Annotated in this window: 26 protein-coding genes and 1 tRNA gene; 12 read left to right on the top strand and 15 right to left on the bottom strand. The window is 65.9% G+C overall.

What is annotated here, in order from left to right; genetic code table 11:
• Positions 1 to 193: 193 nt before the first annotated feature.
• Both ACTUWL_RS31865 and ACTUWL_RS31860 read left to right on the top strand, forming a co-directional pair.
• Positions 194 to 286 (top strand) — tRNA-Ser (locus ACTUWL_RS31865).
• Between the two features lie 678 nt (positions 287 to 964).
• On the top strand, positions 965 to 1,519 hold the full coding sequence (locus ACTUWL_RS31860; RefSeq protein ID WP_158267766.1) for a DUF2061 domain-containing protein: 555 nt from the start codon (positions 965 to 967) through the stop codon (positions 1,517 to 1,519).
• A gap of 95 nt (positions 1,520 to 1,614) precedes the next feature.
• On the opposite strand, the gene ACTUWL_RS31855 is transcribed toward ACTUWL_RS31860, so the two are convergent.
• Entirely contained in the window at positions 1,615 to 2,541 is a 927-nt protein-coding gene (locus tag ACTUWL_RS31855) for a DMT family transporter (RefSeq protein WP_021078348.1), read from the bottom strand.
• A gap of 113 nt (positions 2,542 to 2,654) precedes the next feature.
• On the opposite strand from ACTUWL_RS31855, the gene ACTUWL_RS31850 reads away from it, so the two are divergent.
• Entirely contained in the window at positions 2,655 to 3,425 is a 771-nt protein-coding gene (locus tag ACTUWL_RS31850; RefSeq protein ID WP_021078347.1) for an AraC family transcriptional regulator, read from the top strand.
• Between the two features lie 17 nt (positions 3,426 to 3,442).
• Here the strand turns inward: ACTUWL_RS31850 and gcvA are convergent, their stop codons facing one another.
• Complete coding sequence (gcvA, locus tag ACTUWL_RS31845; protein ID WP_021078346.1) at positions 3,443 to 4,345, bottom strand: transcriptional regulator GcvA; 903 nt, start codon at positions 4,343 to 4,345, stop codon at positions 3,443 to 3,445.
• Positions 4,346 to 4,551: 206 nt separating this feature from the next.
• On the opposite strand from gcvA, the gene ACTUWL_RS31840 reads away from it, so the two are divergent.
• From ACTUWL_RS31840 to ACTUWL_RS31825, 4 genes are all read left to right on the top strand, one after another.
• The gene (locus ACTUWL_RS31840; protein ID WP_021078345.1) at positions 4,552 to 5,058 is read left to right on the top strand and encodes a PaaI family thioesterase; all 507 of its coding nucleotides are present in this window, start codon (positions 4,552 to 4,554) and stop codon (positions 5,056 to 5,058) included.
• 11 nt (positions 5,059 to 5,069) lie between these two features.
• The gene (locus tag ACTUWL_RS31835; RefSeq protein ID WP_021078344.1) at positions 5,070 to 6,317 is read left to right on the top strand and encodes an MFS transporter; all 1,248 of its coding nucleotides are present in this window, start codon (positions 5,070 to 5,072) and stop codon (positions 6,315 to 6,317) included.
• A 69-nt stretch (positions 6,318 to 6,386) separates the two neighbouring features.
• Positions 6,387 to 7,109 carry a helix-turn-helix transcriptional regulator gene (locus ACTUWL_RS31830; protein ID WP_035650934.1) on the top strand — a complete coding sequence of 241 codons (723 nt, stop codon included), beginning with the start codon at positions 6,387 to 6,389 and terminating at the stop codon, positions 7,107 to 7,109.
• A 73-nt stretch (positions 7,110 to 7,182) separates the two neighbouring features.
• Entirely contained in the window at positions 7,183 to 7,947 is a 765-nt protein-coding gene (locus ACTUWL_RS31825) for a sulfite exporter TauE/SafE family protein (RefSeq protein WP_021078342.1), read from the top strand.
• 104 nt (positions 7,948 to 8,051) lie between these two features.
• Here the strand turns inward: ACTUWL_RS31825 and ACTUWL_RS31820 are convergent, their stop codons facing one another.
• From ACTUWL_RS31820 to gatC, 7 genes are all read right to left on the bottom strand, one after another.
• The gene (locus ACTUWL_RS31820; protein WP_021078341.1) at positions 8,052 to 8,318 is read right to left on the bottom strand and encodes a hypothetical protein; all 267 of its coding nucleotides are present in this window, start codon (positions 8,316 to 8,318) and stop codon (positions 8,052 to 8,054) included.
• 1,479 nt (positions 8,319 to 9,797) lie between these two features.
• The gene (gene gatB / locus ACTUWL_RS31815) at positions 9,798 to 11,285 is read right to left on the bottom strand and encodes an Asp-tRNA(Asn)/Glu-tRNA(Gln) amidotransferase subunit GatB (protein ID WP_021078340.1); all 1,488 of its coding nucleotides are present in this window, start codon (positions 11,283 to 11,285) and stop codon (positions 9,798 to 9,800) included.
• A 130-nt stretch (positions 11,286 to 11,415) separates the two neighbouring features.
• On the bottom strand, positions 11,416 to 12,777 hold the full coding sequence (locus ACTUWL_RS31810) for a patatin-like phospholipase family protein (protein ID WP_106940215.1): 1,362 nt from the start codon (positions 12,775 to 12,777) through the stop codon (positions 11,416 to 11,418).
• A 166-nt stretch (positions 12,778 to 12,943) separates the two neighbouring features.
• Positions 12,944 to 13,225, bottom strand: a complete 282-nt coding sequence (locus ACTUWL_RS31805; protein ID WP_021078338.1) for a hypothetical protein — start codon at positions 13,223 to 13,225, stop codon at positions 12,944 to 12,946.
• A 3-nt stretch (positions 13,226 to 13,228) separates the two neighbouring features.
• Entirely contained in the window at positions 13,229 to 14,704 is a 1,476-nt protein-coding gene (gatA, locus tag ACTUWL_RS31800) for an Asp-tRNA(Asn)/Glu-tRNA(Gln) amidotransferase subunit GatA (protein ID WP_021078337.1), read from the bottom strand.
• Positions 14,701 to 14,937: a hypothetical protein gene (locus ACTUWL_RS31795; protein WP_021078336.1), complete on the bottom strand. Its 237-nt coding sequence runs from the start codon at positions 14,935 to 14,937 to the stop codon at positions 14,701 to 14,703. The genes gatA and ACTUWL_RS31795 overlap by 4 nt, the downstream gene beginning before the upstream one ends.
• Positions 14,938 to 14,961: 24 nt before the next feature.
• The gene (gene gatC, locus ACTUWL_RS31790) at positions 14,962 to 15,249 is read right to left on the bottom strand and encodes an Asp-tRNA(Asn)/Glu-tRNA(Gln) amidotransferase subunit GatC (protein WP_021078335.1); all 288 of its coding nucleotides are present in this window, start codon (positions 15,247 to 15,249) and stop codon (positions 14,962 to 14,964) included.
• Between the two features lie 354 nt (positions 15,250 to 15,603).
• Here gatC and ACTUWL_RS31785 point away from each other — a divergent pair, with 354 nt between their 5' ends.
• Complete coding sequence (locus tag ACTUWL_RS31785) at positions 15,604 to 15,780, top strand: hypothetical protein (protein ID WP_021078333.1); 177 nt, start codon at positions 15,604 to 15,606, stop codon at positions 15,778 to 15,780.
• Here ACTUWL_RS31785 and ACTUWL_RS31780 read toward each other — a convergent pair.
• Positions 15,771 to 16,850, bottom strand: coding sequence for an NAD(P)H-dependent flavin oxidoreductase (locus tag ACTUWL_RS31780; protein ID WP_021078332.1), 1,080 nt, complete (start codon positions 16,848 to 16,850; stop codon positions 15,771 to 15,773). The two genes, ACTUWL_RS31785 and ACTUWL_RS31780, sit on opposite strands and share 10 nt — an antisense overlap.
• Positions 16,851 to 17,013: 163 nt before the next feature.
• Positions 17,014 to 18,039: an NAD(P)H-dependent flavin oxidoreductase gene (locus tag ACTUWL_RS31775; RefSeq protein WP_021078331.1), complete on the bottom strand. Its 1,026-nt coding sequence runs from the start codon at positions 18,037 to 18,039 to the stop codon at positions 17,014 to 17,016.
• Between the two features lie 118 nt (positions 18,040 to 18,157).
• Between ACTUWL_RS31775 and ACTUWL_RS31770 the strand changes: the two genes are divergently transcribed.
• The 3 genes from ACTUWL_RS31770 to ACTUWL_RS31760 all read left to right on the top strand — a co-directional run bounded on the left by ACTUWL_RS31770 (position 18,158) and on the right by ACTUWL_RS31760 (position 20,535).
• The gene (locus ACTUWL_RS31770) at positions 18,158 to 19,048 is read left to right on the top strand and encodes a LysR family transcriptional regulator (RefSeq protein ID WP_021078330.1); all 891 of its coding nucleotides are present in this window, start codon (positions 18,158 to 18,160) and stop codon (positions 19,046 to 19,048) included.
• A gap of 75 nt (positions 19,049 to 19,123) precedes the next feature.
• Positions 19,124 to 19,606 carry a Holliday junction resolvase RuvX gene (gene ruvX, locus ACTUWL_RS31765; protein ID WP_021078329.1) on the top strand — a complete coding sequence of 161 codons (483 nt, stop codon included), beginning with the start codon at positions 19,124 to 19,126 and terminating at the stop codon, positions 19,604 to 19,606.
• A gap of 2 nt (positions 19,607 to 19,608) precedes the next feature.
• Positions 19,609 to 20,535 (top strand): AEC family transporter, encoded by a 927-nt coding sequence (locus tag ACTUWL_RS31760; protein ID WP_021078328.1) that lies wholly within the window; start codon positions 19,609 to 19,611, stop codon positions 20,533 to 20,535.
• A gap of 81 nt (positions 20,536 to 20,616) precedes the next feature.
• Here ACTUWL_RS31760 and ACTUWL_RS31755 read toward each other — a convergent pair whose 3' ends face one another.
• From ACTUWL_RS31755 to ACTUWL_RS31740, 4 genes are all read right to left on the bottom strand, one after another.
• A complete protein-coding gene (locus ACTUWL_RS31755) occupies positions 20,617 to 21,387 on the bottom strand; it encodes a CPBP family intramembrane glutamic endopeptidase (RefSeq protein ID WP_021078327.1) in 771 nt (256 codons plus the stop codon).
• A 10-nt stretch (positions 21,388 to 21,397) separates the two neighbouring features.
• A complete protein-coding gene (locus ACTUWL_RS31750; protein WP_021078326.1) occupies positions 21,398 to 23,041 on the bottom strand; it encodes an acyl-CoA dehydrogenase family protein in 1,644 nt (547 codons plus the stop codon).
• Positions 23,042 to 23,190: 149 nt separating this feature from the next.
• A complete protein-coding gene (locus ACTUWL_RS31745) occupies positions 23,191 to 23,604 on the bottom strand; it encodes a hypothetical protein (protein ID WP_021078325.1) in 414 nt (137 codons plus the stop codon).
• 129 nt (positions 23,605 to 23,733) lie between these two features.
• Positions 23,734 to 24,501 (bottom strand): M15 family metallopeptidase, encoded by a 768-nt coding sequence (locus ACTUWL_RS31740; RefSeq protein ID WP_106940216.1) that lies wholly within the window; start codon positions 24,499 to 24,501, stop codon positions 23,734 to 23,736.
• A gap of 184 nt (positions 24,502 to 24,685) precedes the next feature.
• Here ACTUWL_RS31740 and ACTUWL_RS31735 point away from each other — a divergent pair, with 184 nt between their 5' ends.
• Positions 24,686 to 25,639 (top strand): aspartate carbamoyltransferase catalytic subunit, encoded by a 954-nt coding sequence (locus ACTUWL_RS31735; RefSeq protein ID WP_021078323.1) that lies wholly within the window; start codon positions 24,686 to 24,688, stop codon positions 25,637 to 25,639.
• The last annotated feature ends 4 nt before the right edge of the window (positions 25,640 to 25,643 follow it).

Raw genomic sequence — 25,643 nt, 5'->3', positions numbered from 1 at the left:
CATCCATTCAAGCCATTGTTTTAGCTTGGTTTTTCTGCGCTATCGCTGACCCGAGCTCCCCAATCGGCGCCCTATATAAAGGCTCGACGGCCATCCCGAGGCGGCCAGCCGTGGAGCTGCCACCAAATCACCTTGTCGCAATCTGAATCTGCCGCTTGCGGCTCAGCGTCCAGTCGGGCATATCGGCGCCACCGGAGAGGTGGCCGAGTGGCTGAAGGCAACGCTTTGCTAAAGCGTCATACGGTCTCAAGCTGTATCGAGGGTTCGAATCCCTCCCTCTCCGCCACGCTCAAGACCTTGGCCTCCCCTGGCCAACCACCCGATCGAATCGAAGACGCCGCCGGACAGCATTCGGCGCGCCCCTGATCGACCTCAGCCGCCGCCGCGCGTCGACGGATCGAGATTTCTGTTCTCGCCCGGCGGGATCGGCCCGAAGCCCGGATACCTGTACCAGGTCGGAGGAGCCACCTGTTCACTTGGGCGGATGATGAGGTGCGGTCGTACGCGGCGGTGATGTGCCGTCGCGGCATCGGCAACCGCAGTCCACAGAATCACAAGGGGCAACGTCAAGGCCAAGGAAGAACGCAAGCCAGCACGCATCGGGATCACTCCGCTTCATCGAACAGGTGATCACTGAACCCAGCGCTCTATTCTGCCGTGGCCTCTCGCATGCGATCAAAACGGCGAGACCGCCGGGCCGCGACGCCGGAATGTGACATTTTTCTTATACGCAACACGGCTATCCTCGTCGCCAATCTGGGCCACCGAGGGTCAGGCGATGAAGCAATACGTGACGATAGGGGTTGCAGTCATTGTGGGCGCGGCCCTGATCGAGGTCGCGCTGGTTCCTGGCCTCCTGATTGGCGGCGCAGCCATGCTCGCTCCCAACATTCTGCCCGGCTTGCGTCGCCGCAATCGAAAATCGGTTGCGACCGCGCGTCAAAATTCTGCGCGCTCCGCGTCCTTGCTGAACCAGCTCCCGGTCAAGCTGCCGTTGACGCTGCTGCCGAAGCTCGCGCTTGGGCGCACCGTCGCCAAGACCATCACATTCCGCGTCATCGTCACCAGCCTCGACTTCACCACGAACTATCTGGTGATCGGTGAACTCGCCACCGCGGCCGGTCTGTCATCCTTCAACCTGGTCGCCGGCCCTCTGTTCTATCTGGCCCACGAAGCCGCCTGGAACTACTTCAGATCGTCTGATACCCCGGTCGCCCTGCGCGCGCTTGCACCGCCGGCAGAGGACGCTCAATCAGCCGACGGCAGCGTCACGATCAGCCGCGCCCTCGCCAAGACCATCACCTACCGCACGATCGCAACCGTGGTCGACTTCACCACCAACTATGTGGTGGTACGGAACATCACGGAAGCGACGATCCTGTCGGCCAGCGGCTTCATACTTGGTCCGTTCGTTTATTTCGGGCACGAGAAGGCCTGGGACTATTTCACCTCGCGAGCCGAGCGCGCGATTGACCTGTTGCCGCCGAGCGAGACGAGACTGCTGCCGGCGCCGGCATGATCAAGACGGGTCGAGAAGCACCCGACCTTGATCGAGCACCCGACCTTGATCGCTGATCGCGGGAATGGTGACCTTCAACGACACCATTCCGTCCCTCACGAGTGCCCGAGAGGCCCCAGCCCTTGCCGCGCCGCGCGCAGCGGCCGCGGAAAGGCCTGTGCGCAAGCGACGCCGAGTAGCGCGAGGCCGCCGCCGATGACATGGAATGGCTTCACCGGCTCGCCCAGCATCACGATCGCGGCCGCGGCGGTCAGCACCGGCAACAGGTTCATGAAGATCGCGCAGCGGTTCGGGCCGAGCTGCGCGACACCGCGGATCCACAGGAACGGCAGCACCACCGAGGCCAGCGCGCCGGCATAGATGATCAGCGGCAGCGTTGCGGCGTTGACCTGCCGCAGCGGCGCCGGCGTTGCGAGAAATGCGGGAAACATCACCGCCAGCGCACACAGCGCCTGCATGTAGGTCGACTGCCACCCGGTGATCGGCAGATTCCAGCGCTTCAGCAGCACGCCGTACAACGCGTAGACGATCGCGGCGAGCAGCATCAACGCGTCGCCCGCATGCACGCCGTTCTGCAACAGCGAAGACAAGTCGCCGCCGCTGACGAGATAGACGAGGCCGGCAAACGACAGCGGCGCGCCGCAGATCATGCCGAGCGTCGGCTGCTCGCCGAGCAGCGCGGCACTGAGGCCAACGGTCAGGAGCGGCGTCAAGGCTGTGAACACCGCCATGTTGGTCGCGGTCGTGGTCTCGGCCGCGAGGTACGACAGGCTCTGGAACAGGCACATCGCCAGGAAGCCGAGGATCGCGAGTGGCCCGAGATGCGGCCAGATCGCGAGACGATTGCGCCAGGCTCCGTGCGCCACGAACGGAGACATCAGCAGGACCGCGACCAGCAGACGATAGAAGGTGATCGCCTGCGGACCGATCGTGTGCGCCGAGAGACGGGAGACGATGACGTTGCCCGCCCACAGGACGATGGCAACGAAGGGATAGAGAAGTGCGGCTTTCTGCTTGAACATGACCTTGGCAGCGCGTTGGTGAAAGACCCACCAGCAACTACTTGTCGCGCCAACGTCCGTCTCACGCTAGAGTGACGTCACCTAGCGAGATTGGGACATGAAATGAGGAAGTGTTGGACGAGCTGATCACGCGGCACCTCGACTATCACGCCACGGCGCGGCCGATGGCGGCGATGGAGATCGACTATCCGAGCGGCGCGTCGACCGGCCTGCACGCGCATCCGCGCGGCCAGCTGCTCTACGCGATCGAGGGCGTGATGATCGTGCGCTGTGCCGAGGGCACCTGGGTGGTGCCGCCCAATCGTGCGGTGTGGCTGGTCGCAGGACTCGAGCACGAGGTCCGCATGTGCGGCGCGGTCAAGATCCGCACCGTGTTCGTCGATGCCGGCGCGGCTCCCGATCTACCGCAGACCAGCTGCGTGTTCACGGTCTCGCCGCTGCTGCGCGAATTGTTCGTCGCCGCGATGCGCGTGCCGCTGGACTACGCGCCTGCGACCTCGGACGAGCGCCTGATGCACGTGCTGCTCGACCAGTTGCGCGAGGTCGATGTGCTGCCGTTGCATCTGCCGATGCCGCGCGACCAAAGGCTCGCGCGGATCTGCGCGACGCTGGTGAGCCGCCCGGACGATGCCTCCACCGCCGAGCAGTGGGCAAACCGCTTGAGGTTGACGTCGAAGACGATCCATCGTCTGTTCGCCAGGGAAACCGGCATGACGTTCGGCGAATGGCGTCAGCAGGCGCGTCTGCTGTTCGCGCTCGAACGCCTCGCGCGCGGCGCGCGGGTGGTCGATGTCGCGCTCGATGCCGGCTATGCCAGCCAGAGCGCCTTCACCGCGATGTTCCGCCGGCATTTTGGCGTGCCGCCGAACGCTTTCTATCGGTAAGTCGTCGAGGCGAAGAACTAGCGCTCCGCAGGCACCGACTGCGCCGCCGGCCCCAGGATCCATTCCCTGAATGCCGTGATCTTCGGAAGCGACTGCCTGTTGTCGGGGCAGAGGAGATAATACGCGAACTCTTCCAGATGTGCGGTCTCCAGCAGCTGGACCAGTTCTCCGCTCTCGATCTCGCTTGCGACCATCGCCGCCGGCAGCAGCCCAGCGCCCTGCCCGGTCAGCACGGCCTTCAGCAGCAGACTGCTGTCATCGAACGACGGTCCGCGCGGCGCGCGCACCTCCGCGATGCCGTTGGCCTGAAACCACAGGCTCCAGCCCTTGCGATCGGCGTCATGCACCTGCGGCCAGGTCGCGAGGTCGCCGGGAGATGCCGGCCGGCCGAGACGCGCAACCAGCGACGGCGCGGCCACCACCACCATCTCGACTGTCACGACGCGGTCGCTGCGCAGCCCCGGATAGCGGCCGAGGCCGTGGCGCACCGCGACGTCGATGCCGCTGCGCGAGAAATCGATCAGCGTGTTGCTGGTGACGATCTGCAGATCGATCTCGGGATGGGTGTTCTGAAACGACGTCATGCGCGGCACCAACCAGGCCGACGCAAAGAACGGCGTGACGCTCACCGTCAGCGTGCCGACATCAACGGATGCAGCGACGCGGCGCGATGCCTCCGCGATCTGGCGAAACGCATTGCGGATCGACGGCAGATAGTCGCGTCCGGCGTCGGTGAGATAGATGCCGCGCGGCACCCGCTCGAACAGCTTGACGCCGAGATGCGCCTCCAGCGTCTTGAGCATCTGGCTGACCGCGCCCGGCGTCACGTACAGCTCCTCGGCCGCGAGCTTCACCGAGAGATGGCGGGCGGCGGATTCGAATGCTTTGAGCGCGTTCAGGGGCGGAAGCCGGTTTTCCATGATTTAGATCTTCTAATCTCAATTGCGTAGCAAATCTGGTTTGCCAATCCGACGTCCCAGGCGCTCTATCAGCTATCTTAACGCTGAAAGCCGCGTCAACGCAGAGAAAGTCGAACCAATAAGATTAGATCATCTAATCTTTCGTTCCGGCGTTCGCCAGCTGCTTTCGGTTCCTTTGATGAAGCCAGGACTGATGGAACCAGGACATGATTGACGTCCCAAACACACTCGCTCTGCACGAGGTCGCTGCAGACGGCCATCCCAACCAACTCGTCGATCGCATCAACGAATCGCAATCCGGCAGCCTGCCCGGCCTGCTCGACTTCCGATGGCTCAATGCCGGACGCGGCCACATCAGCGGTCGCTTCGAGATCTCAGCGAAGCACTTCTCGCCGCACGGGCTGCTGCATGGCGCAAGCATCGTCGCGTTGGCGGACACTGCATGCGGGTTCGGCTGCCTCGCCTCCTTACCGGAGGGCGCGATCGGCTTCGCCACCGGAGAGTTGAAGACGAACTTCATCGGCGCAGCGCGCGAAGGCGGCGTGAGCTGCGACGCGCGCCTCGTTCACGCCGGCCGCACCACCCAGGTGTGGGATGCCGAAATCCGCAGCGAGTCGACCGGCAAGACCATCGCGCTGTTTCGTTGCACGCAGATGCTGCTTTACCCGCCGGCCAAGGCTGGCGGTCGCGCGCCGCAGGGAGAACGATCGTGAGGGACGCCGTCATGCACGCCGGTTATCAGCGAGCAAAGCCGTTCTACGGCTGGATTGTCGTCGCGGCGGCTTTCGTCGTGACCTTCATCGGCTTCGGCAGCGCCTACACGTTCTCGTCCTTTGTCGAGTCCTTGCAACGGGAGTTCGGCGCCTCACGCGGCGCGGTGTCGCTGGTGTTCTCCTTCGCGGGCTTCCTGTATTTTGGTCTCGGCATCGTCTCCGGTGCGCTTGCCGATCGCTGGGGCGCACGCAGGCTCGCGGTCCTCGGAATGACCCTCGTCGGCCTCGGCATGGTGCTCGCCGGACAGGCGCAGACCATCCTTCAGGTCTACGCCGCCTACAGCATCGGCATCGGCGCCGGCGTCGGTTGCGCCTATGTCCCGACCTTGGGCGCCGTGCAGCGCTGGTTCGTTCGGCGGCGCGGTTTTGCATCGGGCCTCGCGGTCAGCGGGATCGGGGTCGGGACGCTGGTGATGCCGCCGCTCGCGACCTGGCTGATCGCGAGCTTCGGCTGGCGCGATGCCTACGTCGTGCTGGGCGTCGTCGCCGCCGTCGCCGGGATCGGCGCATCGCTGCTGATCGCGGATGATCCGCGCCGCTACGGCACCGGACCGGACGGTGATCCGCTTGAGGCGGCTTCAAGCACGGCACTCCGCCAAGGCGTTTCGATCCTCGGTGCGGTCCGAACCGCCCGCTTCGCCGGGCTCTACGCGGCCTGCCTGATCAGCGCGTTCGGCGTGTTCGTGCCCTTCGTGCACCTGGTGCCGTTCGCGATCGATCATCAGGTGGCGCCGGCGCTTGCCGTGCTGCTGCTCGGAATGATCGGTGTCGGCAGCACCGCCGGCCGGTTCTTCCTCGGCGGCATCGCCGACAGGATGGGGCGCGATGCGTTCCTGATTGCGATGTATCTCGGCATGGCCGCCGCGCTCGCGATCTGGGCGATCGCAGGCACTTTCTGGTCGCTCACAGTGTTCGCGCTGCTGTTCGGCGTGTTCTATGGCGGCTGGGTCGCGATCCTGCCCGCCGTGGTCACCGACCATTTCGGCGGCCGCAATGTCGGCGGCATCATCGGCATCCTCTACACCAGCGTCGCGTTCGGGACGCTGCTGGGTCCGAGCGCCGCCGGCTTCGCCTTCGATATCAGCCACAGTTACTTCATTCCGGTGGCGATCAGCGCAGCCGCCAACCTCGTCGCCGCCCTCATCGCTGCCGCGACGATGCGAACCGCCTCGCCGATTGGCTCGGTCACGCAGCATTGACGTCGCTATGACGGCCGGTGACATCAGTGCTAGGCTCGGGGATCACCGCCTCCTCGGTTCGAGACCTCTGTGACCCCACGCTTCGCCATGACCAATGCCTGGACCTATCGGCGAGCCGACCGTGACGGCATCGTCGAGCTGGCATCGTGGCACGGCGCCGGTTCGCTCGGCCTCAAGCCGCACTTTCATGACGAGAGCCAGATCGTGCTGGTGCTGTCGGGGTTGCGCGCCTTTCGCATCGACGGCACCACCGTAACTGTGCCCGCCGGCCATGCCGCGCTCATTCCCGCCGGAATGTTGCATGCGCCGCTACCGACACCGGACGAGGAGACGGTTTGCCTCAATGCTTATTTTCCGGCCAGCCGCGCCGCCTCGTCGGTCCGGATCATCCGCGTTGAGGGGCGCTTTCGACGCGTCGAGGAGATATCGCCCGAGTACATCCTCGATATCGCGGGCGACATCGGCGCGCGCGAGCCGTCTCCATCGGCCGGGCTCGCCGGCCGGACAAGGCTCGGCGCCGCTCTGAAGGAGAGCCTCGAGCCGATCTGCGAGATCGCCGCAGGCTTCGGGCGAAGCCGCGAAGGGTTCAGCCGCATGGTGAGGCGCGAGCTCGGCGTCGCGCCGCATGCGTTCCGCCTGCTCGCCCGGCTCAATTTTGCGCGACAGCTGCTGCGCGCCGGCGATCCGATCGCGATGGTTGCGGTCGATGCGGGCTTCTCCGACCAGAGCCACCTCACCCGTCTGTTCCGCCGCACCTTTGGCACCACACCGGGCGTCTATTGGCGTGACTGAAGCGGCGTCACAGACGTTCCAGACGGACCGCGGCCCCGCCCGCTAGCCTGCTCACCCTCGAATTGGGTGACGCATGGATATCCAGACAGGCCTTCTGCTGTTCGCCGCCGGTATCGCGGGAGGCATCATCAACGCCTTGGCGGGCGGCGCGACGCTGATCACGTTTCCGGCGATGCTCGCGGCGGGCTTGCCGGCGATCATCGCCAACGCATCGAACGCGGTGGCGATCTCGCCGGGGCATCTGATCGCCGCGCTCGCCGATCGCGGCAAGCTGCCGCCGCCGACACGGCGCACGATCAGCCTCGTCCTCGTCTCGACGCTCGGCGGCGCGATCGGCGCCGGCGTCCTGCTGCTGCTTCCCGAGCGGCTATTCGTGCTGCCGGTGCCGGCCCTGATCGGCTTCGCGACGCTGTTGTTTGCCTTCGCGCCGCATATCCAGAGCTGGACCATCGGGCAGCAGAAGACCGCGACCCTGCCCTCGACCCGGGCGAGCGCTGCCGTGCTGGGACTGGCATGTGTCTATGGCGGGTTCTTCGGCGCCGGGCTCGGCGTCATCCTGACCGCGGCGCTGTCGGTCACGGAGCCCAACGATATCAGGGCGATCAAGGCGTTGAAGAACCTGCTTGCGACCTGCGTGTCGCTCGCCGCCACAGCGATCTTCATCGTGCAGGGAGCGGTGCGCTGGCCGGAGACGTGGGTCATGCTGCTCGGCGCCATGGCCGGCGGCTATGCGGGAGGTCACCTGATCCGGGTGCTTCCCGCGACCATCGTCCGCCAGTTCGTCATTGTGGCGGGAGCGGCGATGACCGTGCTCTACGCCGCGCGATACTGGTTCTAGGTGGAGCGAGGGAGCCGAGGCTCCCGGCTCGAGAGCTGCTAGGCTTGGGCGTTTTCGCGCGAAGCGGTTACCGGTTCGCGCGGAGAAAACGCGCCAAACGAAACCTAATGCGTCGTCATCCAGGCGCGGGCTTCGCGCTGGGCAGCCGCGATCTCGACATCGGACATCTGCTCGGCGACTTCGCGGCGGTGCGCGATCGCGTCGGTACGTCCCTTGAGCGCCGCCAGGTTGAACCATTTGTGCGCCGCGACGAGGTTGACCACGCCGGAACGGCCGCTCGCCCAATACATGCCGCGCTCGAACAGCACGTCCTGGATTGCAGTCGCAGCAACCGGGACCGCGCTTTCCTGATCGATGACCCCCTGAAACATTATCGTCATTCCCCTTTTTGTTGTTGGCCGCCCTCCCCCGAGCGCGGCCCCCGTCCACTGTTCAAACGTCCCGTTATTCGCTCGCCGTTTGCCGGCTTGTGGGGATGATCATGGCCCATCAAATTTGAAGAGCGGTTTAAGTATCGCGATGAACGGGATGTAAACCGGCGCCGCCGGAGGCGCTGCGCTGAATCGCAGAAGTGCCTGTGCCGCAGGCATTTCTGCGTATTCGTGAACGCCGGTTTACCGTGGTGTTTCGGACAACGATAACCATGGCGGACAATGGCCCGCGCATGCCCGCCGACCCGGCGGGCAGTCAGTCTCGAGATTGACCGAAGGGGTGGTGTGACCGCGAGCGATCCGCCGAACGGCGTGCAGCCGGGTACGCGCGCGCATGCCACGCGAGGCCGTGAAGCCTGACGTCGGACCAGAACTGGAAATGGGAAGATGGTTGCCGGGGCGCGGACTGCGCAAGCCGCCGGAACGAGGGGGTCGGCGAACACGTCAGGACCAGATTTCAGTCGGCATTGTCGCCGGTGAAATTGCGGAACCAAGCGGGTCCCGCACCGAACGAAGAAATCTCTGTTTCTTCTGCCGGACCGGTTTTGGGAAGGTCGCCCTCTCCGAAATTCGATCCAGCCGTTTGACCTGATGTCTCGCCGACACCCTCTTTCGTCAGCCAGAGCCTTGGGGGTGGGATGTGCCTCTCAGCAGTCCGTCCGCTGGCTCTCGCGACGTGCCGGCGTCAAGCCGCCGGCAATCCTCTCAAGGCGAGAGGCTTACTTCTTCTTGGCGACCTTGCGGGTCTTCTTCGCAGTCTTCTTCACCGCGCTCTTCGCCTTCTTAACCTTCTTCGCCTTCTTTGCCTTCTTAGCCATGTTGCCCTCCAGTATGTGAGATGGCTCTCTAGTTCGCTGCGTGCACTCGGGAATCGATATGCACTACTTCCCGAATACACCAACAGACCGAAAAAAACAGTGTCCCGCTTAAGGAAGTGTTGACGCAGCGATGGCAGCGCACGCAGCGCGCGGCGCAGTTCAAATCGGCGATGCATTCGCGCGACGATGCAAGAAGTGCAACAGCTGTCGACATCGGCATTTGTCAACGTTGCAGGAAATGCCTTGTATTGTAGGCTTTCATTGAATTCGCATTGAAGCGATCGACGCGCGAGCGTCGTTGCGCTGAGTCGCGAGCGGCGACGAAAAGCGGCGCGTCGCGGACGCCGAGTCGTAATTTTTGGCAATGAAAAAATTTTCGTGGGAAAGACGGCTTTTGCCTCGTTTGCGGTCATCCGAGCCGGTTTCGCGAACGAATCGCAGCTTCGCCGATTCGGCGTCGAGGGCGTCAGTGCGCCGTCGCGGGAGGCTGTGAGCTGGGATCACGCCGCGTTCACGCGCGCGCGACGAAGCCGAAGGTGATCGCACGGGAGCATGATCCGGTCGGATCATGCGCCAAGGACAACATCATTGTCCTGTTGGTTCAGATGCCGAGCTTCGACTTCAAGAGGTCGTTGACCGCCTGCGGGTTCGCCTTGCCGCCCGACGACTTCATCACCTGACCGACGAACCAGCCGACCAGTTGCGGCTTCGCCTTTGCCTGCTCGACCTTGTCGGGATTGGCCGCGATGATGTCGTCGACCACCTTCTCGATCGCGCCGAGGTCGGTGACCTGCTTCATGCCGCGCGTCTCGACGAGTGCGCGCGGATCGCCGCCCTCCTGCCAGACGATCTCGAACAAGCCCTTGGCGATCTTGCCGGAAATCGTTCCCTCGCCGATCAGATCGACGATCGCTGCGAGCTGCTGCGCCGACACCGGCGAGGCCGCGATCGCAACGCTCTCCTTGTTCAGACGGCCGAACAGCTCGTTGATCACCCAGTTGGCGGCGAGCTTGCCGTCGCGCGCCTTGTCGGCAAGGCCTGCAAGCACCGTCTCGTAGAACTCCGCGCTCTCGCGCTCGGCGACCAGCACGCTTGCGTCATAGGGCGACAGGCCGAAGCCCGTAACAAAACGGGACCGCTTCTGGTCCGGCAGTTCCGGCAGCTGCGCCTTGAGGTCGTCGACGAAGGCCTGGGTGAACTCGAGCGGCAACAGATCGGGATCCGGGAAGTAGCGATAGTCGTGCGCCTCTTCCTTGGAACGCATCGAGCGCGTCTCGCCCTTGTTCGGGTCGAACAGCCGGGTTTCCTGGTCGATCGAGCCGCCATCCTCGATGATCTCGATCTGGCGCCGTGCCTCGTACTCAATCGCCTGGCCGATGAAGTTGATCGAGTTCATGTTCTTGATTTCGCAGCGGGTGCCGAACGCGGTCTCGCCGTAACGGCGCACCGAGACGTTGACGTCGGCGCGCAGGCTGCCCTTCTCCATGTCGCCGTCGCAGGTGCCGAGGTAGCGCAGGATCGAGCGCAGCTTGGTGACGTAGGCCTTGGCCTGCTCGGCGTCGCGGATGTCGGGCTTGGAGACGATCTCCATCAGCGCGACACCGCACCGGTTGAGGTCGACATAGGACATCGTCGGCGACTGATCGTGCAGCAGCTTGCCGGCGTCCTGTTCCAGGTGCAGCCGCTCGATCCCGATGGTGACGCTGCGGCCGCCGTCGAGCTCGAGCGATACCTCGCCCTCACCCACGATCGGCGACTTGTACTGGCTGATCTGGTAGCCCTGCGGCGAGTCCGGATAGAAATAGTTCTTGCGGTCGAACACCGAGCGCAAATTGATCTTCGCATTCAGCCCGAGACCGGTGAGCACCGCCTGGCGGACGCACTCCTCGTTGATCACAGGCAGCATGCCCGGCATCGCGGCATCGACCAGCGAGACATGGGAGTTCGGCTCGCCGCCGAACGCGGTCGATGCGCCGGAGAACAGCTTTGAGTTCGAGGTGACCTGGGCATGGACCTCCATGCCGATCACGACCTCCCAATCGCCGGTGGCGCTCTTGATCAGTTTATGCGGGGCGGCAGCTGCGGTCATGGATCTCGGTTTCCGGATAAAAGTCATATCTGGGATGGATTGGGCTTCGCGCAACCGACCGCGCCAGTCAAGCGGGCTTACTGTCCCCTTTGCGGTCCCTTGAGACCCCGCGCCAGCGCATGAGTGCGGATCAGAGCCCGCGCCGGAACTGCTGGTAGGCCTTGCTGGCGCGCAGCGCGTCCGCGCCGCCCACGATCAGCTGGTCGACCTGCTCCGGCGGCAGCGACAGCCGCGTCGCGATGGCGTTCAGGATACCGGCGCGTTCCGGTCCCAGCCGGTCGAAGCCGAGCCGCTCGACATAGATCGTGACGTCGCCGCACTTCCAGCCGGCGCCGACGCCGAGCCGGCTCCGATCCGCCGCCGACAGGCCGCAGCGCCAGCGCTTCAGCTTGCCCGACCAGTCGCTGGCGAGCGACGTGAAGGCGGCGTAGCTCGAGCGCACGCTGGCATCGATCGCGGTGTCGGCGGCCGCGGACACCAGCTCGACACCGTTCGGTCCTTCGAGCGTCTGCACGAAATCGCCGGAGACGCCGCGGCCGGCATCGACCACCAGGAACAGGATGCGCTTCAGCTTGGCCGCCTGTCGCTCGTCGAGCGGCTCGTAAGGACGCTGCGCGGCGAGCAGACCGATGCTGAGCGCCGACAGCCCGTAATTGTCGACCAGCCCGCCATCGAGCAGCTTGACGTAGCGCATCGAGCCGTCGCGGTAGCGCGCCTGGGCCTCGGCATAGGACCGCAGCAACGGTTGCGCGTTCGGATCGTTGCGCACCCGATCGTACCAGGGCGGCAGCGGGGCGGCGCAGCCGCCGGGATAGGTTTGCAGCACGATCGGGGCGAATGCCAGCGGCACCGCGGCAGATGCCGCCACGGCCTCTGCGACACGATAAGAGCGGATGTCGCTGCACAGCGCGTCGAACGAGGTCTTGCCGAACACGAACGGCGTGCGGTTGTAGATGTCGGACGCGTTGATCCACACCCGCGGCCGGCGATCGTCGGGCAATGCCTCGAACCGCGCACCGTCGAACAGGTTCTGGTCGAGCCAGTCGGTGAACTGGCTGTCGTTGACGCCGCCGCCCAGCGCGCGCCCGATATTGCCGAGCGAGATCCTGGTCTTCAGTCCCTCCTCGGCATTGCGCAGCAGGAAGCGTTCGCGGAAATCGGCGAGCGCCGCGCGCCGCTTCAATCCGAAATAGGCGGCGGTGACCGATCCGCCGGAGACGCCCGAGACGAAGTCGACGCGGTCGAGCAGCGTCTTGGTGCCGGCGGCGCTGGAGCGCACCCGGTCGAGTTCTTCCAGCACGCCGAACGAGAACGCCGCGGCGCGCGTGCCGCCGCCGGAGAACGACAGCGCCAGCAGCAGGTCATCTTCGTAAGGTGGAATTTCGCGGGCGCTGCTGTTGTCGGCGAGCGCGGCACCGAGCGGCACATTGCCGGGCAGATTATAGACGGAAGCGCAGCCGGCAAGGCCCGCTGCCACCACGGCCACCAGCAGTGCTGACAGCCATCCCCCTATGCCCGACCCACGCACGAATACTCTCTTTGCCACTGGCCCCCGCCCCGTTCCACCAGCCTATCACGGCCAATCTGGGCGGCGGCATGGCGGCCGAAACACGGTTAATGCTCGCGGTGCCAAGACACCAACGTCCGGCACCAGTACGTCAGGCCAGAAGCGCGGAAACAATCCGCTCCCACTCGGCCTCGAGCGCGTCCTTTGCGACCGGCTGGCCGGCCCGGCGATACCAGTAGCCGGCATTGCCGAGATCGCCCTCGACGCGATGCAGATGGGCATGCACCCAGGCCGAGTTGGCGTCGCTCTCATTCATCACGATGCGGTGCGCCTGGTCCCAATCGCCCTTCTTTGCCCACCACAATGCGGCGAGCGGCGGCGGCAACGCCGCGTCAGGCGCAGCGTCAGCGAGAGTGGCGCGAAAATCCGCCATTGCTCACCACCATTTGGGCGCCGTGAAGCGGCCGGCCGCCTGCTCGATCACCTCGCCGAGCGAGAACAACGTCTCCTCGTCGAACGGACGGCCAATCAGTTGCAGGCCGAGCGGCAGACCCTGGCTGTCCTTGCCCGCGGGCACGGCGATGCCCGGCAGGCCCGCCATGTTCACGGTCACCGTGAAGATGTCGTTGAGATACATCTCAACGGGATCGGCGCCGCCCTTCTCGCCGATGCCGAACGCCGCCGACGGCGTCGCCGGCGTCAGGATCGCGTTCACGCCCTTGGCGAAGCAGTCCTCGAAATCCTTCTTGATCAGCGTCCGCACCTTCTGCGCGCGCAGATAATAGGCATCGTAATAGCCGGCCGAGAGCACGTAGGTGCCGATCAGCACGCGGCGGCGGACCTCGTCGCCAAAGCCGTCGGCGCGGGTGTTCTCGTACATCTCGATGATGTTCTTGCCGGGATCGCGCAGTCCGTAGCGCACGCCGTCATAGCGCGCGAGGTTCGACGAGGCTTCCGCCGGCGCCACGATGTAGTAGGCCGGCAGCGCGTATTTGGTGTGCGGCAGCGACACCTCGACGAGCTCGGCGCCTGCGGCCTTCAGCCATTGCGCGCCCTCGCTCCAGAGCTTTTCGATCTCGGCCGGCATGCCGTCGAGGCGATACTCTTTGGGAATACCGATCTTCATGCCCTTCACGGACTTGCCGATCGCGGCCTCGTAGTCCGGCACGGCGATGTCGACCGACGTGGTGTCCTTCGGATCGTGCCCGGCCATCGAGCGCATCAGGATCGCGGCGTCGCGCGTCGTGCGCGCGATCGGGCCGGCCTGGTCGAGCGAGGACGCGAACGCCACGATGCCCCAGCGCGAGCAGCGGCCGTAGGTCGGCTTGATGCCGACGGTCGCGGTGAACGCCGCAGGCTGGCGGATCGAGCCGCCGGTGTCGGTCGCCGTCGCGCCCATGCAGAGCAGCGCCGCCACCGCGGAGGCCGAACCGCCGGACGAACCGCCCGGCACCAGCGTGGTGTTGCTGCCCTCGCGTCGCCACGGATTGGTGACCGGGCCGAAATGCGACGTCTCGTTCGACGAGCCCATCGCGAACTCGTCATTGTTGAGCTTGCCGAGCAGCACCGCACCGTCGCGCCACAGCTGCGAGGTCACTGTCGACTCGTAGGGCGGGATGAAATTGCCGAGGATCTTCGAGCACGCCGTGGTCCTGATATCGCGGGTCGCGAACAGGTCCTTGATGCCGAGCGGAATGCCGGCCAGCGGTCCGCCCTCGCCCTTGGCGATCTTCTCGTCGGCGGCCTTCGCCATCTCGCGGGCACGGTCAGGTGTTTCGAGCACATAGGCATTGAGCACCCGCGCGGCCTCGATGGCGGCGAGATGCGCATCGGTCAGCTCAGCGGCGGTGAAAGACTTGCTCGCCAGGCCCTCGCGGGCCTCGGCGATCGTCAGCGATGTCAAATCGGTCATTTATTGATCGGGCTGCAGAAGAACGGAGACAGGGTCTTGTCGTTGGCGGGGTCGTCCTGGCGCGCCCGGTTGTTGGCATTTTCCTTGGCGCGGGCAGCGTCAAGCGCCTCGAGATGGTCGAGGACGGCGTCCATCGCCGCGTTGGGATCGGCGACCTTCCCCTTGCGCTCCATCGCATCGAGGAAGTCCATGTAGGCCTTGTAGGCCTTCTCATCGTCGCAGAGCAGACACATCGCCATCGTCCCAGAACAGAGAAACTACTCGACCACCTTCGGCACCAGGAAGAAGTCGTTCGCGGTGTCGGGCGCATTGCGGACGATGATATCGGCAATCTCGCCGTCATTGACCACGTCGGCGCGCTTCTTCATCTCCATCGGCGTCACCGAGGTCATCGGCTCGACGCCCTCGATATTCACCTCCGACAGCTGCTCGACAAAGGCCAGCATCGCGTTCAGTTCGCCCTGGAGATGGGGAACCTCGGCGTCGCTGACCGCGATCCGCGCCAGATGCGCGATGCGGCGGACGGTCGTGGCATCTACGGACATTATATAGGGCCTCGGGTGGTCAGGCTGAAAGGTCAGCCTGCCGTATAGCAGAGGCCGGTTTTGCGCCGCAACCGCGCCAATCCGGCCCCCCGGGGCTTGGACGCTCCGCCGGCCCCCGGTGCGAGACATTGCGGCTGCGAAACCCACGACGAAACCACTTCCCGCCCGCCACGAAGTCGTCCGGAAACATTGCCGGCGCCTACTCCGTTCAAACAGAAAAGTTCGGAGCGCGTCATGTCAATGCTCGAAAGCCGCCCCCGGTCCGACGGCTGGGACCCTGCTCTGTGGTCGATCGGCACAGTGCTGGGGATCGCAATCGTTTACGTGGCCTGCCTGGTCTGAGCGAGGCGAGCGATGGCCATGTCCCAGGCAAGGGCCTTGCAGGAAAAGGCCGAGATGTTCGAGCGCCGCGCCGAAAGCGCCGCGGACCCGATCTCGCGGCAGCATTACAAGGAAATGGCCGCGCATTACCGCAGGCTCGCGACCGAGCACCTTGAAATTATCCGGGACGAGCCCGCGCGTCAGGCCTGAGACAGCGCCCCCATCCGCGCCAGCGCCGCGCCGGCGAGTGCGCGGGTCAGCTCGGCGGCCGGCATCTCCTTGCCCATCCGCACCGCCTGCCCGGCCCACAGATTGGTGAAATCGACCTTGCCCTGCTTTTCGGCAGCTGCCTTCAACGGCCCGAGGGCGGTGGCCGCGTGCGGGAACGCCGGCGCGTCAGGCGAGATCGGGCCGACCTCGCGCATCACACGGTTGGCGACGCCGCGCGCCGGACGGCCGGTCATCACATTGGTGATGACGGTCGATTCATCGCTGGCCTGCGCCAGCGCGACACGGCCCTGCGCGCTCACCTTGGATTCCGGGCAACGCAGATAGGCCGTGCCGACCTGCACGGCCGAGGCACCGAGCGCGAAGGCCGCCGCGATGCCGCGCCCGTCGGCGATGCCGCCCGCCGCGACGACCGGCACCTTCACCGCATCCACCACCTGCGGCAGCAGCGAGAAAGTGCCCGGCTGCTCGGCGATATCATCGGTCAGGAACATGGCGCGATGGCCGCCGGCGTCGGCGCCCTGCGCGATGACCACGTCGGCGCCGTTCTCCTCGAGCCAGATCGCCTCCTTCACGGTCGTCGCCGACGACATCACGATGGCGCCCGTCCCCTTCACCCGTTGCAACAGTTTTGGCTCAGGCAGGCCGAAATGGAAGCTGACGACCTCGGGCTTCAGCTCCTCGACCACGGCGCAGAACGCCGCATCGAACGGCGCGCGGTTCGCCGCGTTGATCGGTGCGTTGGGATCGAGGCCGTGCTCGCGGTAGTAAGGCGCGAGCCGCTGCCGCCATTGTGCCTCGCGCGCCGGATCGGCATCGACCGCCTTGTGGCAGAAGAAATTGAGGTTGATCGGCGCAGACACGCGCTGGCGGATGATGTTGACCTGCTCTCGCGCCTTCTCGGCCGACAACATCGCGCATGGCAGCGAGCCGAGCCCGCCGCCCTGCGCCACCGCGATCACCAGGTCGGCATCCATCACGCCGGCCATCGGCGCCAGCACGATCGGGAATTCGGTCTTGAAGCGATCGATCAATCGACGGTCCGGCCACATGGTGTGTCTCTTTCCTGGCTTGCTCGGAATTACCCTCTCCCCTTGTGGGAGAGGGTGACTTCGATGCGGAAGCATCGAAGTCGGGTGAGGGGTTCCTCTCCGCAGATACAGACCCCTCATCCGGTGCGGATTGCACATAGCCGATGCCACGCATCGGCGTTCTCTACTCATATACGGCGGCCGGAGGCCGCCTATGACCACCTTCTCCCACAAGGGGAGAAGGTGAAAAGTTGCGCCGGCCCTGCAGCGACTGCTCGGCTTCGGCGACGATGCGGCCGACGATCTCGGCCGCGGGAACGATATCATGGATCAGGCCGACGGACTCGCCGGCAAACACTGCGGCAATGTCGAAATTGCCCGCGCTCCGCGCCGCGGCATATTCCACAGCGATCTCGTCCACCCGCTGCATCAGCTCGATCTCGTGGCCGGACCAGCGCCGCAGGTGATCGTTGGCAAGCGAGCGCGCCGTGAACGGCGCCGGCCAGATCAGCTTGCGCGACCAGTCCATCACGACGCCGCGCACCGTCTCGCCGCTCTTGGCCGCACGGATCAACTGCTTCGCCCGCTCGGGCGCGTCGGCCTCGACGCTGGCATAGAAGCGCGTGCCCATCAGCACGCCGGACGCGCCGAGCATCATCATCGCGGCGACACCGCGGCCATCAGCGATGCCGCCGGCTGCGACCACAGGCACACGTCCTGCCGCGAAATCGATGATCGCAGGCACGATGTCGAGCGTGGTGCGCGACGCGCCGTGACCACCCGCCTCCGTTCCCTGCGCAATCAGGATGTCGGCGCCGCAATCGAGCGCCGCTTGCGCCATCTCCTCATTCTGCACCTGGCAGATCAGAAGCGCGCCGGCGGCTTTGATATCAGGCGCGAACGGCGCGGGATCGCCGAACGACAGCATCACCGCGCGCGGCCGCGCCTCCAGCGCGATGTCCATCAGTTCGGGTTGCTTGGCGAGACTCCAGGTGATGAAGCCGATGCCGAACGGACGGCGAAATCCCCTGAGCGCCGCGGTCTCCGCCTCGAGCCAGGCCTTCTCACCATAGCCGCCGCCCAGAATGCCGAAGCCGCCAGCCTCGCTCACCGCCTTCACCAGCCGGCTGCCCGTGATCATCGCCATCGGCGCCGCCAGGATCGGATGTTCGGTGCCCAGACGCGCCGTCAATTCGGTGCCGATCGGCATGCGCTTGCTCCCTGTTCTGGACTTGCTGTTCTGGACTCCAAGCCTAAGCGGGCCTAACATTCTGCGAAAATGAATACTAGAGAACGCTGCCATCTCTAAATTGAAACGGTGGTCCCAGATGGAATTGACCGACCTGCTCACCTTTTCCACGGTCGCCCGGCTCGGCGGCATCACCCGGGCCGCCGAAGAGCTGAATACCGTGCAGTCCAACGTCACCCAGCGCATCAAGGCGCTGGAGGCCGAGATCGGCACCGCGCTGTTCGAGCGGCACAGCCGCGGCATGTCGCTGACCGGCGCCGGCCGCCGCCTGCTGCCGTATGCGCAGCGCATGGCGGCGCTGTCGCGCGAAGCCGTGCTCGCCGCGCGCGACGACGGCGAGCCGAAGGGGCCGCTGTCGATCGGCTCGATGGAGACCACCGCTGCGGTGCGGCTGCCGACGTTGCTTGCCGAGTTTCACCGCCGCTATCCGGCGGTGCGCCTGACCTTGCGCACCGCGCCGAGCGCCGATCTCGTCGCCGCCGTACTCGACGGCTCGCTCGATGGCGCCTTCGTCGCCGGTCCGATCGAGCATGCCGAGCTGTCCGCGACATCGGCCTTCACCGAGGAACTGGTGCTCGTCACCGCGCAGCGCTGGAAGTCGCTCGCCGCCTTGCGCGCCGGCACACCGGAATCGGGCCCCACCGCGCTGGTGTTCCGCACCGGCTGCACCTATCGGCAGCGCCTCGAACAGGTGTTCACCGAGTTCGGCTGGCCGTCGGCCGCGCGCTTCGAACTCGGCACGCTCGACGGCATGGTCGGCTGCGTCGCCGCCGACATGGGCGTGACGCTGTTGCCGCGCGCGGTCGTCGAGCGTGACCACGTCCAGCGCGACATCAATATCCACAAGCTCAATCCGAAGCATGCGCAGGTCGAGACGCTGTTCATCCAGCGCCGCACCGCACACCAGTACAGTCCGTTGCAGGGCCTCGTCGCGTGCCTCGGTGGCGACGATCGGGTGATCGCTGCCTGATCGGCGTTTTCGCATGGAGGCCCGCCCGACGCCGGGCTTTGCCTCGGCGCGCGGCTGCGTGCTAAGCGCTGGTCCATGCCTGCCCCCATCCTTCCCCTGATCGAAGCTGCGCCGCACTGGCCCGACCGCGGCGCGCTGGTCGGCCTCGACCTCGGCACCAAGACGATCGGCGTTGCCGTCTCCGATCCGGACCGGCGGCTCGCGACCGGTGTCCAGACCATCCAGCGCAAGCAGTTCAAGGTCGACGCGGCGCGGCTGCTCGCGATCGCAGCCGAGCGCAACGCGGTCGGTTTCGTGCTGGGCCTGCCGATCAACATGGACGGCAGCGAAGGCCCGCGCGCGCAATCGACCCGGGCCTTTGCCCGCAACCTCTCAAACCTCACCGCGCTGGCGATCGGGCTGTGGGACGAGCGGCTCTCGACCGCGGCGGTCGAGCGCGAGCTGATCGGGATGGATGTCAGCCGCGCCCGCCGCGCCGAGGTGATCGACGAGCACGCCGCGATCTTCATCCTGCAGGGCGCGCTCGACCGGCTCGCAAAGCTGCGCGGGGACCGCTGACCGTGGCCGTGGTGATCGCGGCGCTGCTGCCGGTGTTCCTGCTGATCGTGCTCGGCTTCGTCCTGAAGCGCACGCTGATGCGGCTCGACACGCAATGGCATGGGCTGGAGCAGCTCACTTATTACGTGCTGTTCCCCGTCCTGTTGGTACAGACGCTGGTCAAGGCCGACCTGACCAAGGTTCCGGTCGCCGGCGTCGGCGGCGCGTTGCTGCTCGCGGCGCTCTTGATGTGCCTGCTCTGCCTCGCGCTGCGCGGCCCGCTCGCCCGCGCCGGGGTGGATGGCCCCGCCTTCACCTCGATCTTCCAGGGCGCGACGCGCTGGCAGACCTATGTCGCGCTGTCGGTGTCACGCAATCTCTATGACAGCACAGGTCTCGCGCTCGCCTCGGTCGCGATGGTCGCCATCATCCCGCTGGTCAATGTCTTCAGCGTCGCCGTGCTGGCGAGATATGCCTCCTCGGAGAAGCGGTCCGTGAGCGCCATCGTGATGACGGTGCTGAAGAACCCGCTGATCTGGGCCTGTGTGATCGGTCTCGTCATCAACGTCACGCATATCCCGCTGCCGCAGATCTGGCATGACGTCGCCGACGCGCTCGGCGGCTCGTCGCTGGCGATCGGCCTGCTGGTGACCGGCGCCGGGCTGCATCCGGAAGGCATCTTCCGTCCCAGCCTCGCCGCCAGCATCGCGCTGGTGCTGAAGCTGGTGCTGATGCCGGTGCTCACGGTCGCGCTCGCGGTGTGGTTCGGCGTCGCCGGTGCCAATCTCGCCATCGTCGCCGCCTGCGCCGCGGTGCCGACCTCGCCCTCAGCCTATGTGCTGGCGCGCCAGATGGGCGGCGACGCTCCCCTGCTCGCCCAGATCATCACGCTGCAGACGATCCTGGCCGCGATCACGATGCCGATCGTGATCGCCGCGGCAGGGCCTTAGACCTCTGCGATCCCAAGTCGAGGCCCGTCTTAATAGTCGTTCACAGTGTGTGCGCGATTCCAAATCATCGGATGGCCTTGCTCACCCCGCCAGCCACCAGGTCTGGATCGTCGCCGCCAGATTGTTCAGTCCGTGCAGCAGGATGGTGAGCCAGGTCGAGCCGGTGCGGAACCGCAGATAGCCGAACAGGAGTCCGATCGACAGCACCTCGCACAGGAAGAACCAGTCATATTGCAGATGCATCGCGGTCCAGACCAGCGACGAGAGCAGGATCGCGCCGTAAGGACCGAGCGAGCTCTCCGACCAGCCGCGATAGAGCCAGCCGCGCGCAAACAGCTCCTCCCAGAGCGGGGCGGCCACGGCGAAGGCGATCACCAATAGCCACAGCGCGCTGTGCTCCTGTGCCGATTTCAGCACGTCGCCCATGAAGCCCGGCGTCACCTCGCGCCCTGCGGCGCGGGACACCAGGTCCCAGGCGCCGACCAGCACGACGAGCGCGACGATGCCGATGATCACGTTCTTCCACGACGTCCCGCGCAGCCCGAGATAATCGGCGAACGGGATCCGCCTGCGGCGGATGGCGAACCACAGCATCAGCAGCACCATCGGCAGGCCGGCAAGCACCGAGAGCGAGATGGTCAGGCCGTCGGCGACCACGTGGGTGATGCCGGCCGCCGACAGTTCCCCGCCCTGCGCGATGATGCGCCAGATGATGACCGCGACCTGGCCAAGGAACATCGCGGCGAAGATCACAAGGCCCCACAGCGCGGTGCCCCAGAATTTCCAGACCCGCGGGGGACCTGGTGGCGGTTCGACGGAAGCCGGCGGAGTATCGGGATTGAGTGCGTCCATCAGCAAACCTTCATGGCAGCGCCCGCGCCAGCAGCGCGCGCTGATCGGCGTCGGACAGATCCACCGCGCCGTACATGCCGGCGTGGCGTTCGGCAAGACGTGTCGCCGCGAATAGTTCGGCACTCTTCTGCGAGACCTGGTTGAGCGCCGCGGCCGCCGCCAGCAGCGCCAGCTTCTCGACCGCAAGCCGCGCGATGCGCTCGCTGTCGGGGCGGCGGAACGATTGCCCGATCGATGCGACCGCCTCGGCGGCACCCGGCAGGCCCTCGGTCTCGTCGGCCAGCGCACGCAGCACGACGAGCGCGGCATCGGCCTCGCGGCCGAGCGCGCGCAACACGTCGAGGCACATCACATTCCCTGAGCCTTCCCAGATCGCGTTGACCGGCGACTCCCGGTAGTGCCGCGCCAGAATGCCCTCCTCGACATAGCCATTGCCGCCGAGGCACTCCATCGCCTCATAGAGGAAGCCGGGCGCGCTCTTGCAGGTCCAGTATTTGATCGCCGGCGTCAGCAGCCGCATATAGGCCGCCTCGCCTGCATCGGCTCCCGCGCGATCGAAGGCGCGGCACAGCCGCATCACCAGCGCGACGGACGCCTCGACATGCAGCGCCATGTCTGACAGCACCGCCTGCATCAGCGGCTGGTCGGCGAGATGCTTCTGGAACACGCTGCGATGCCGCGCATGGTTGAGCGCATGCGCCAGCCCCGATCGCATCAGGCCGGCGGACGCGATCGCGCAATCCTGCCGCGTCAGCTGCACCATCTGGATGATGGTGCGGATGCCCTTGCCCTCCTCGCCGATCAACTCGGCATGCGCGCCGTGGAATTCGACCTCGGACGAGGCATTGGAGCGGTTGCCGAGCTTGTCCTTGAGGCGCTGGAAATGGATCGCATTCACGGTGCCGTCAGGCGCAAACCGCGGCATGAAGAAGCAGCTCAGGCCATCCTTCGCCTGCGCCAGCACCAGGAACGCGTCGCACATCGGCGCCGACATGAACCATTTGTGCCCGGTGATGCGCCAGGCGTCGCCATCGGGCTCGGCACGCGTCATGTTGGCGCGCACATCGGTGCCGCCCTGCTTTTCGGTCATGCCCATGCCGAGCGTCATGCCGCGCTTGGCCCACCATGGCGCAAAGCTCGGGTCGTAGGCGCGCGTGCCGATCACTGGCATCGTTTTCGCGAGGATGTCCGGTTGCGAGGCCAGCGCCGCGACCGAGGCGCGCGTCATCGTGATCGGGCAGAGGTGACCGGTCTCGACCTGGGAAGCGATGTAGAATTTCGCCGCGCGCACCACCTCGGCCGCGCCGCCGGCGGGTTTGCCGTCCGCGGTCCAGGTCGAGTTGTGCACCCCGGCATGAGCGGAGTGCGCCATCAACTCGTGATAGGCCGGATGAAACTCGACCTCGTCGCGACGATTGCCCCTGGCATCGAAGCTGCGCAGCTTCGGCGTGTTTTCATTGGCGACGCGGCCGCGCTCCGCCATCACGGCGGAGCCCCAATGCTTGCCGAAATCGGAGAGTTCAGCTGACGCCGGCGCCCCGCCATTGGCGGCCACCGCGGCCACGAGCGGCGCGTCGGCCGCGAAGAAGTCGATATCCTCAAACGGCGGCGACTGGTTGAGGACGTCGTGCGTGGCAAACGGAGCCTGCGTCATGGTCTCCTCGGGATTGATCTTTCTGCGCGCAATGCCGGGAACGCCGGCCTGCACGGGCCAGGATCATGCGCCGGCGGCAGCGCGATGGAATCGCGGGGATCATAGGCCTGCGACCCGGCGCGGGGCAGCAAAAAGTACACGCCAGACGGTCAGGTCAAACGCGTCCTGTCCACCTTGGTCCTGGACGCCAGTACCGGAAGCAGATCGCCGGCGTGCAGCGCTTGGCCGCAGGGGAAGGACGACATCCGCAGCACCGACTGATGCGTGGCCCCGTCGACCGGCGACACATAGGCGACGCGGACCTCGATCTTGTGTCTCACATCGTAGCCCTGCCACTTCGGATTGTCTTTCCGCAGCGCTTCGGCAGCTTCGCAACGGACCATGTCGGAGGTCCACCTGGTCTTGGTGAGGATTCCGCGCTCGACCCTTTCCAGATAGCATTGGTCGCTGACGCCGCTGATGCGCGCGTCGACGCGCGTGTAGTTCGTGGTCTTGTCGTACTGGTCATAGGCCACGACGCCGATCGCACCGACCAAGATGATCGCAAGGCCTGCCAGACGCATGTTCCGTGCTCCCGTTCGTCCGCCCATGATAGGCGCGGCAATTAAGGAGTGTTGAATGCGCGCGCCGCCGCCGTTGCGAGGGCAAGCATTGGGTTGCGCACATGCTTCGGATTTGAGGAAAATCCGGTGCTATCGCGCCCGCACGATCGGGAAATCGTAGGCGGCGCCGCCCGCCCCCGGCAGCGAGAAGTGCCACCATTCCTTTGAATAGTTGGCAAACCCCTGCCGGGCCATCGCCGCGACCAGCGTGCTCCGCCAGCGCCGCTGCGCCGGCGTGACCGAGCTCGCAGCGGTGTGGGCCTTGACGTCGGAACAATCATAGCCGGTGCCCATGTCGACACTGCCCTCCGGGGCGCGGGCGGCGGCGGGCGCGGTGCAATCGGCATAATCCTTGGCCGGATCGAATTTGCGCGAATTGTCGGCGCCAAGATCGACCAGCGTGAGATCGACGGCGGCGCCGGTCGAATGACCGGAATGAGTGGCGATATAGCCGAGGCGGAACAAATCCGCCTTCGAGAACGCCGGGTTGTAGCGGCGTTCGGCAGCGGTCTCCTTGCCGTTCCGCGACCACGCCACCATGTCGGCGACCGCACGGGCCGGCCGGTAGCAATCGAACATCTTCAGCGACAGTCGTTGCCGCGCCAGCTCCTGCTGCACGGCCTTGAGGCGCACCCCCACCTCCCGCTTCACCACGCATTCCGCCGCGTCGTACCCCGCGATCGGCCGCCCCGTGAAGTTGTTCGCACCGGCGTAACGGATGTCCTGGATGATGGTCGGATCGACATCGCGGAGGAACACGAAGTCGCCCGGCAGCCCCTGGGCAAGGGCCGGCCAGACCAGCCCCGCAACAGCGATGACGATCACGACAATTTTCACGAGCGCGCGCTCCGGCGTCATCGCCGGGTTGATCCCGGGCTCCAGTTCTTGTTCCGGAAACGCCTGCAAAAGCAAGGCGCGGATGCCGGGCGGAAGCCGTGCCGTGGCCGCCGGGAAGCCCTGCCGCATCTTACTCGGGGAAAACTCCTGAGGCCCCTCTTCGCGCTTGCCCCACCGGCCATCCGCGCCTATAGCTCTGGCTTTAATGACCCCATCATTGAAATCGACTTTTGTCCTCGGTCACCGGCATCTGCTGGGCATCGAGGGCCTTTCCGCTGACGACATCACGGGCCTGCTCGACCTCTCCGAGGAGTATGTCGAGCTCAACCGCCAGGTCGACAAGAAACGCGCCAGTCTGCGCGGCCGCACCCAGGTCAATCTGTTCTTCGAGGCCTCGACCCGGACCCAGTCCTCGTTCGAGATCGCCGGAAAACGCTTGGGCGCCGACGTCATGAACATGTCGGTGTCATCAATGTCGACCCGCAAGGGCGAGACCCTGATGGACACCGCGGTGACGCTGAACGCGATGCACCCCGACATCCTGGTGGTGCGCCACCACGCCTCCGGCGCGGTCGAGCTGCTGGCGCGCAAGGTTGACGGTTCCGTGATCAATGCCGGCGACGGCAGCCACGAGCACCCGACCCAGGCGCTACTCGACGCGCTCACCATCCGCCGCAACAAGGGCCGGCTCGAGGGGCTCGTGATCGCGATCTGCGGCGACGTGCTGCATTCCCGAGTGGCGCGCTCCAACATCTTCCTGCTCAACACGATGGGCGCCCGCGTCCGCGTGGTGGCTCCCTCCACCTTGCTGCCGCCCGGCATCGAGCGGATGGGCGTCGAGGTCGCGCGTGACATGCGCGAGGGGCTGAACGGCGCCGACATCGTCATGATGCTGCGGCTGCAGCGCGAGCGCATGAACGGCTCCTTCGTGCCGTCGTCGGGCGAGTATTTCCACTATTTCGGCCTCGACCAGAAGAAGCTCGGCTACGCCAAGCCGGACGCGCTGGTGATGCATCCGGGGCCGATGAACCGCGGTGTCGAGATCGACACCTTCGTTGCCGACGGCGCGCAATCGCTGATCCGTGAACAAGTCGAAATGGGTGTGGCGGTGCGCATGGCAGTGCTCGAAGCGCTCGCCCGCAACCTGCCGAACGCGTGACGCC

It is taken from the genome of Bradyrhizobium sp. WCU1, assembly GCF_053474805.1.
This window is presented reverse-complemented; position numbering and strand designations above follow the sequence as displayed.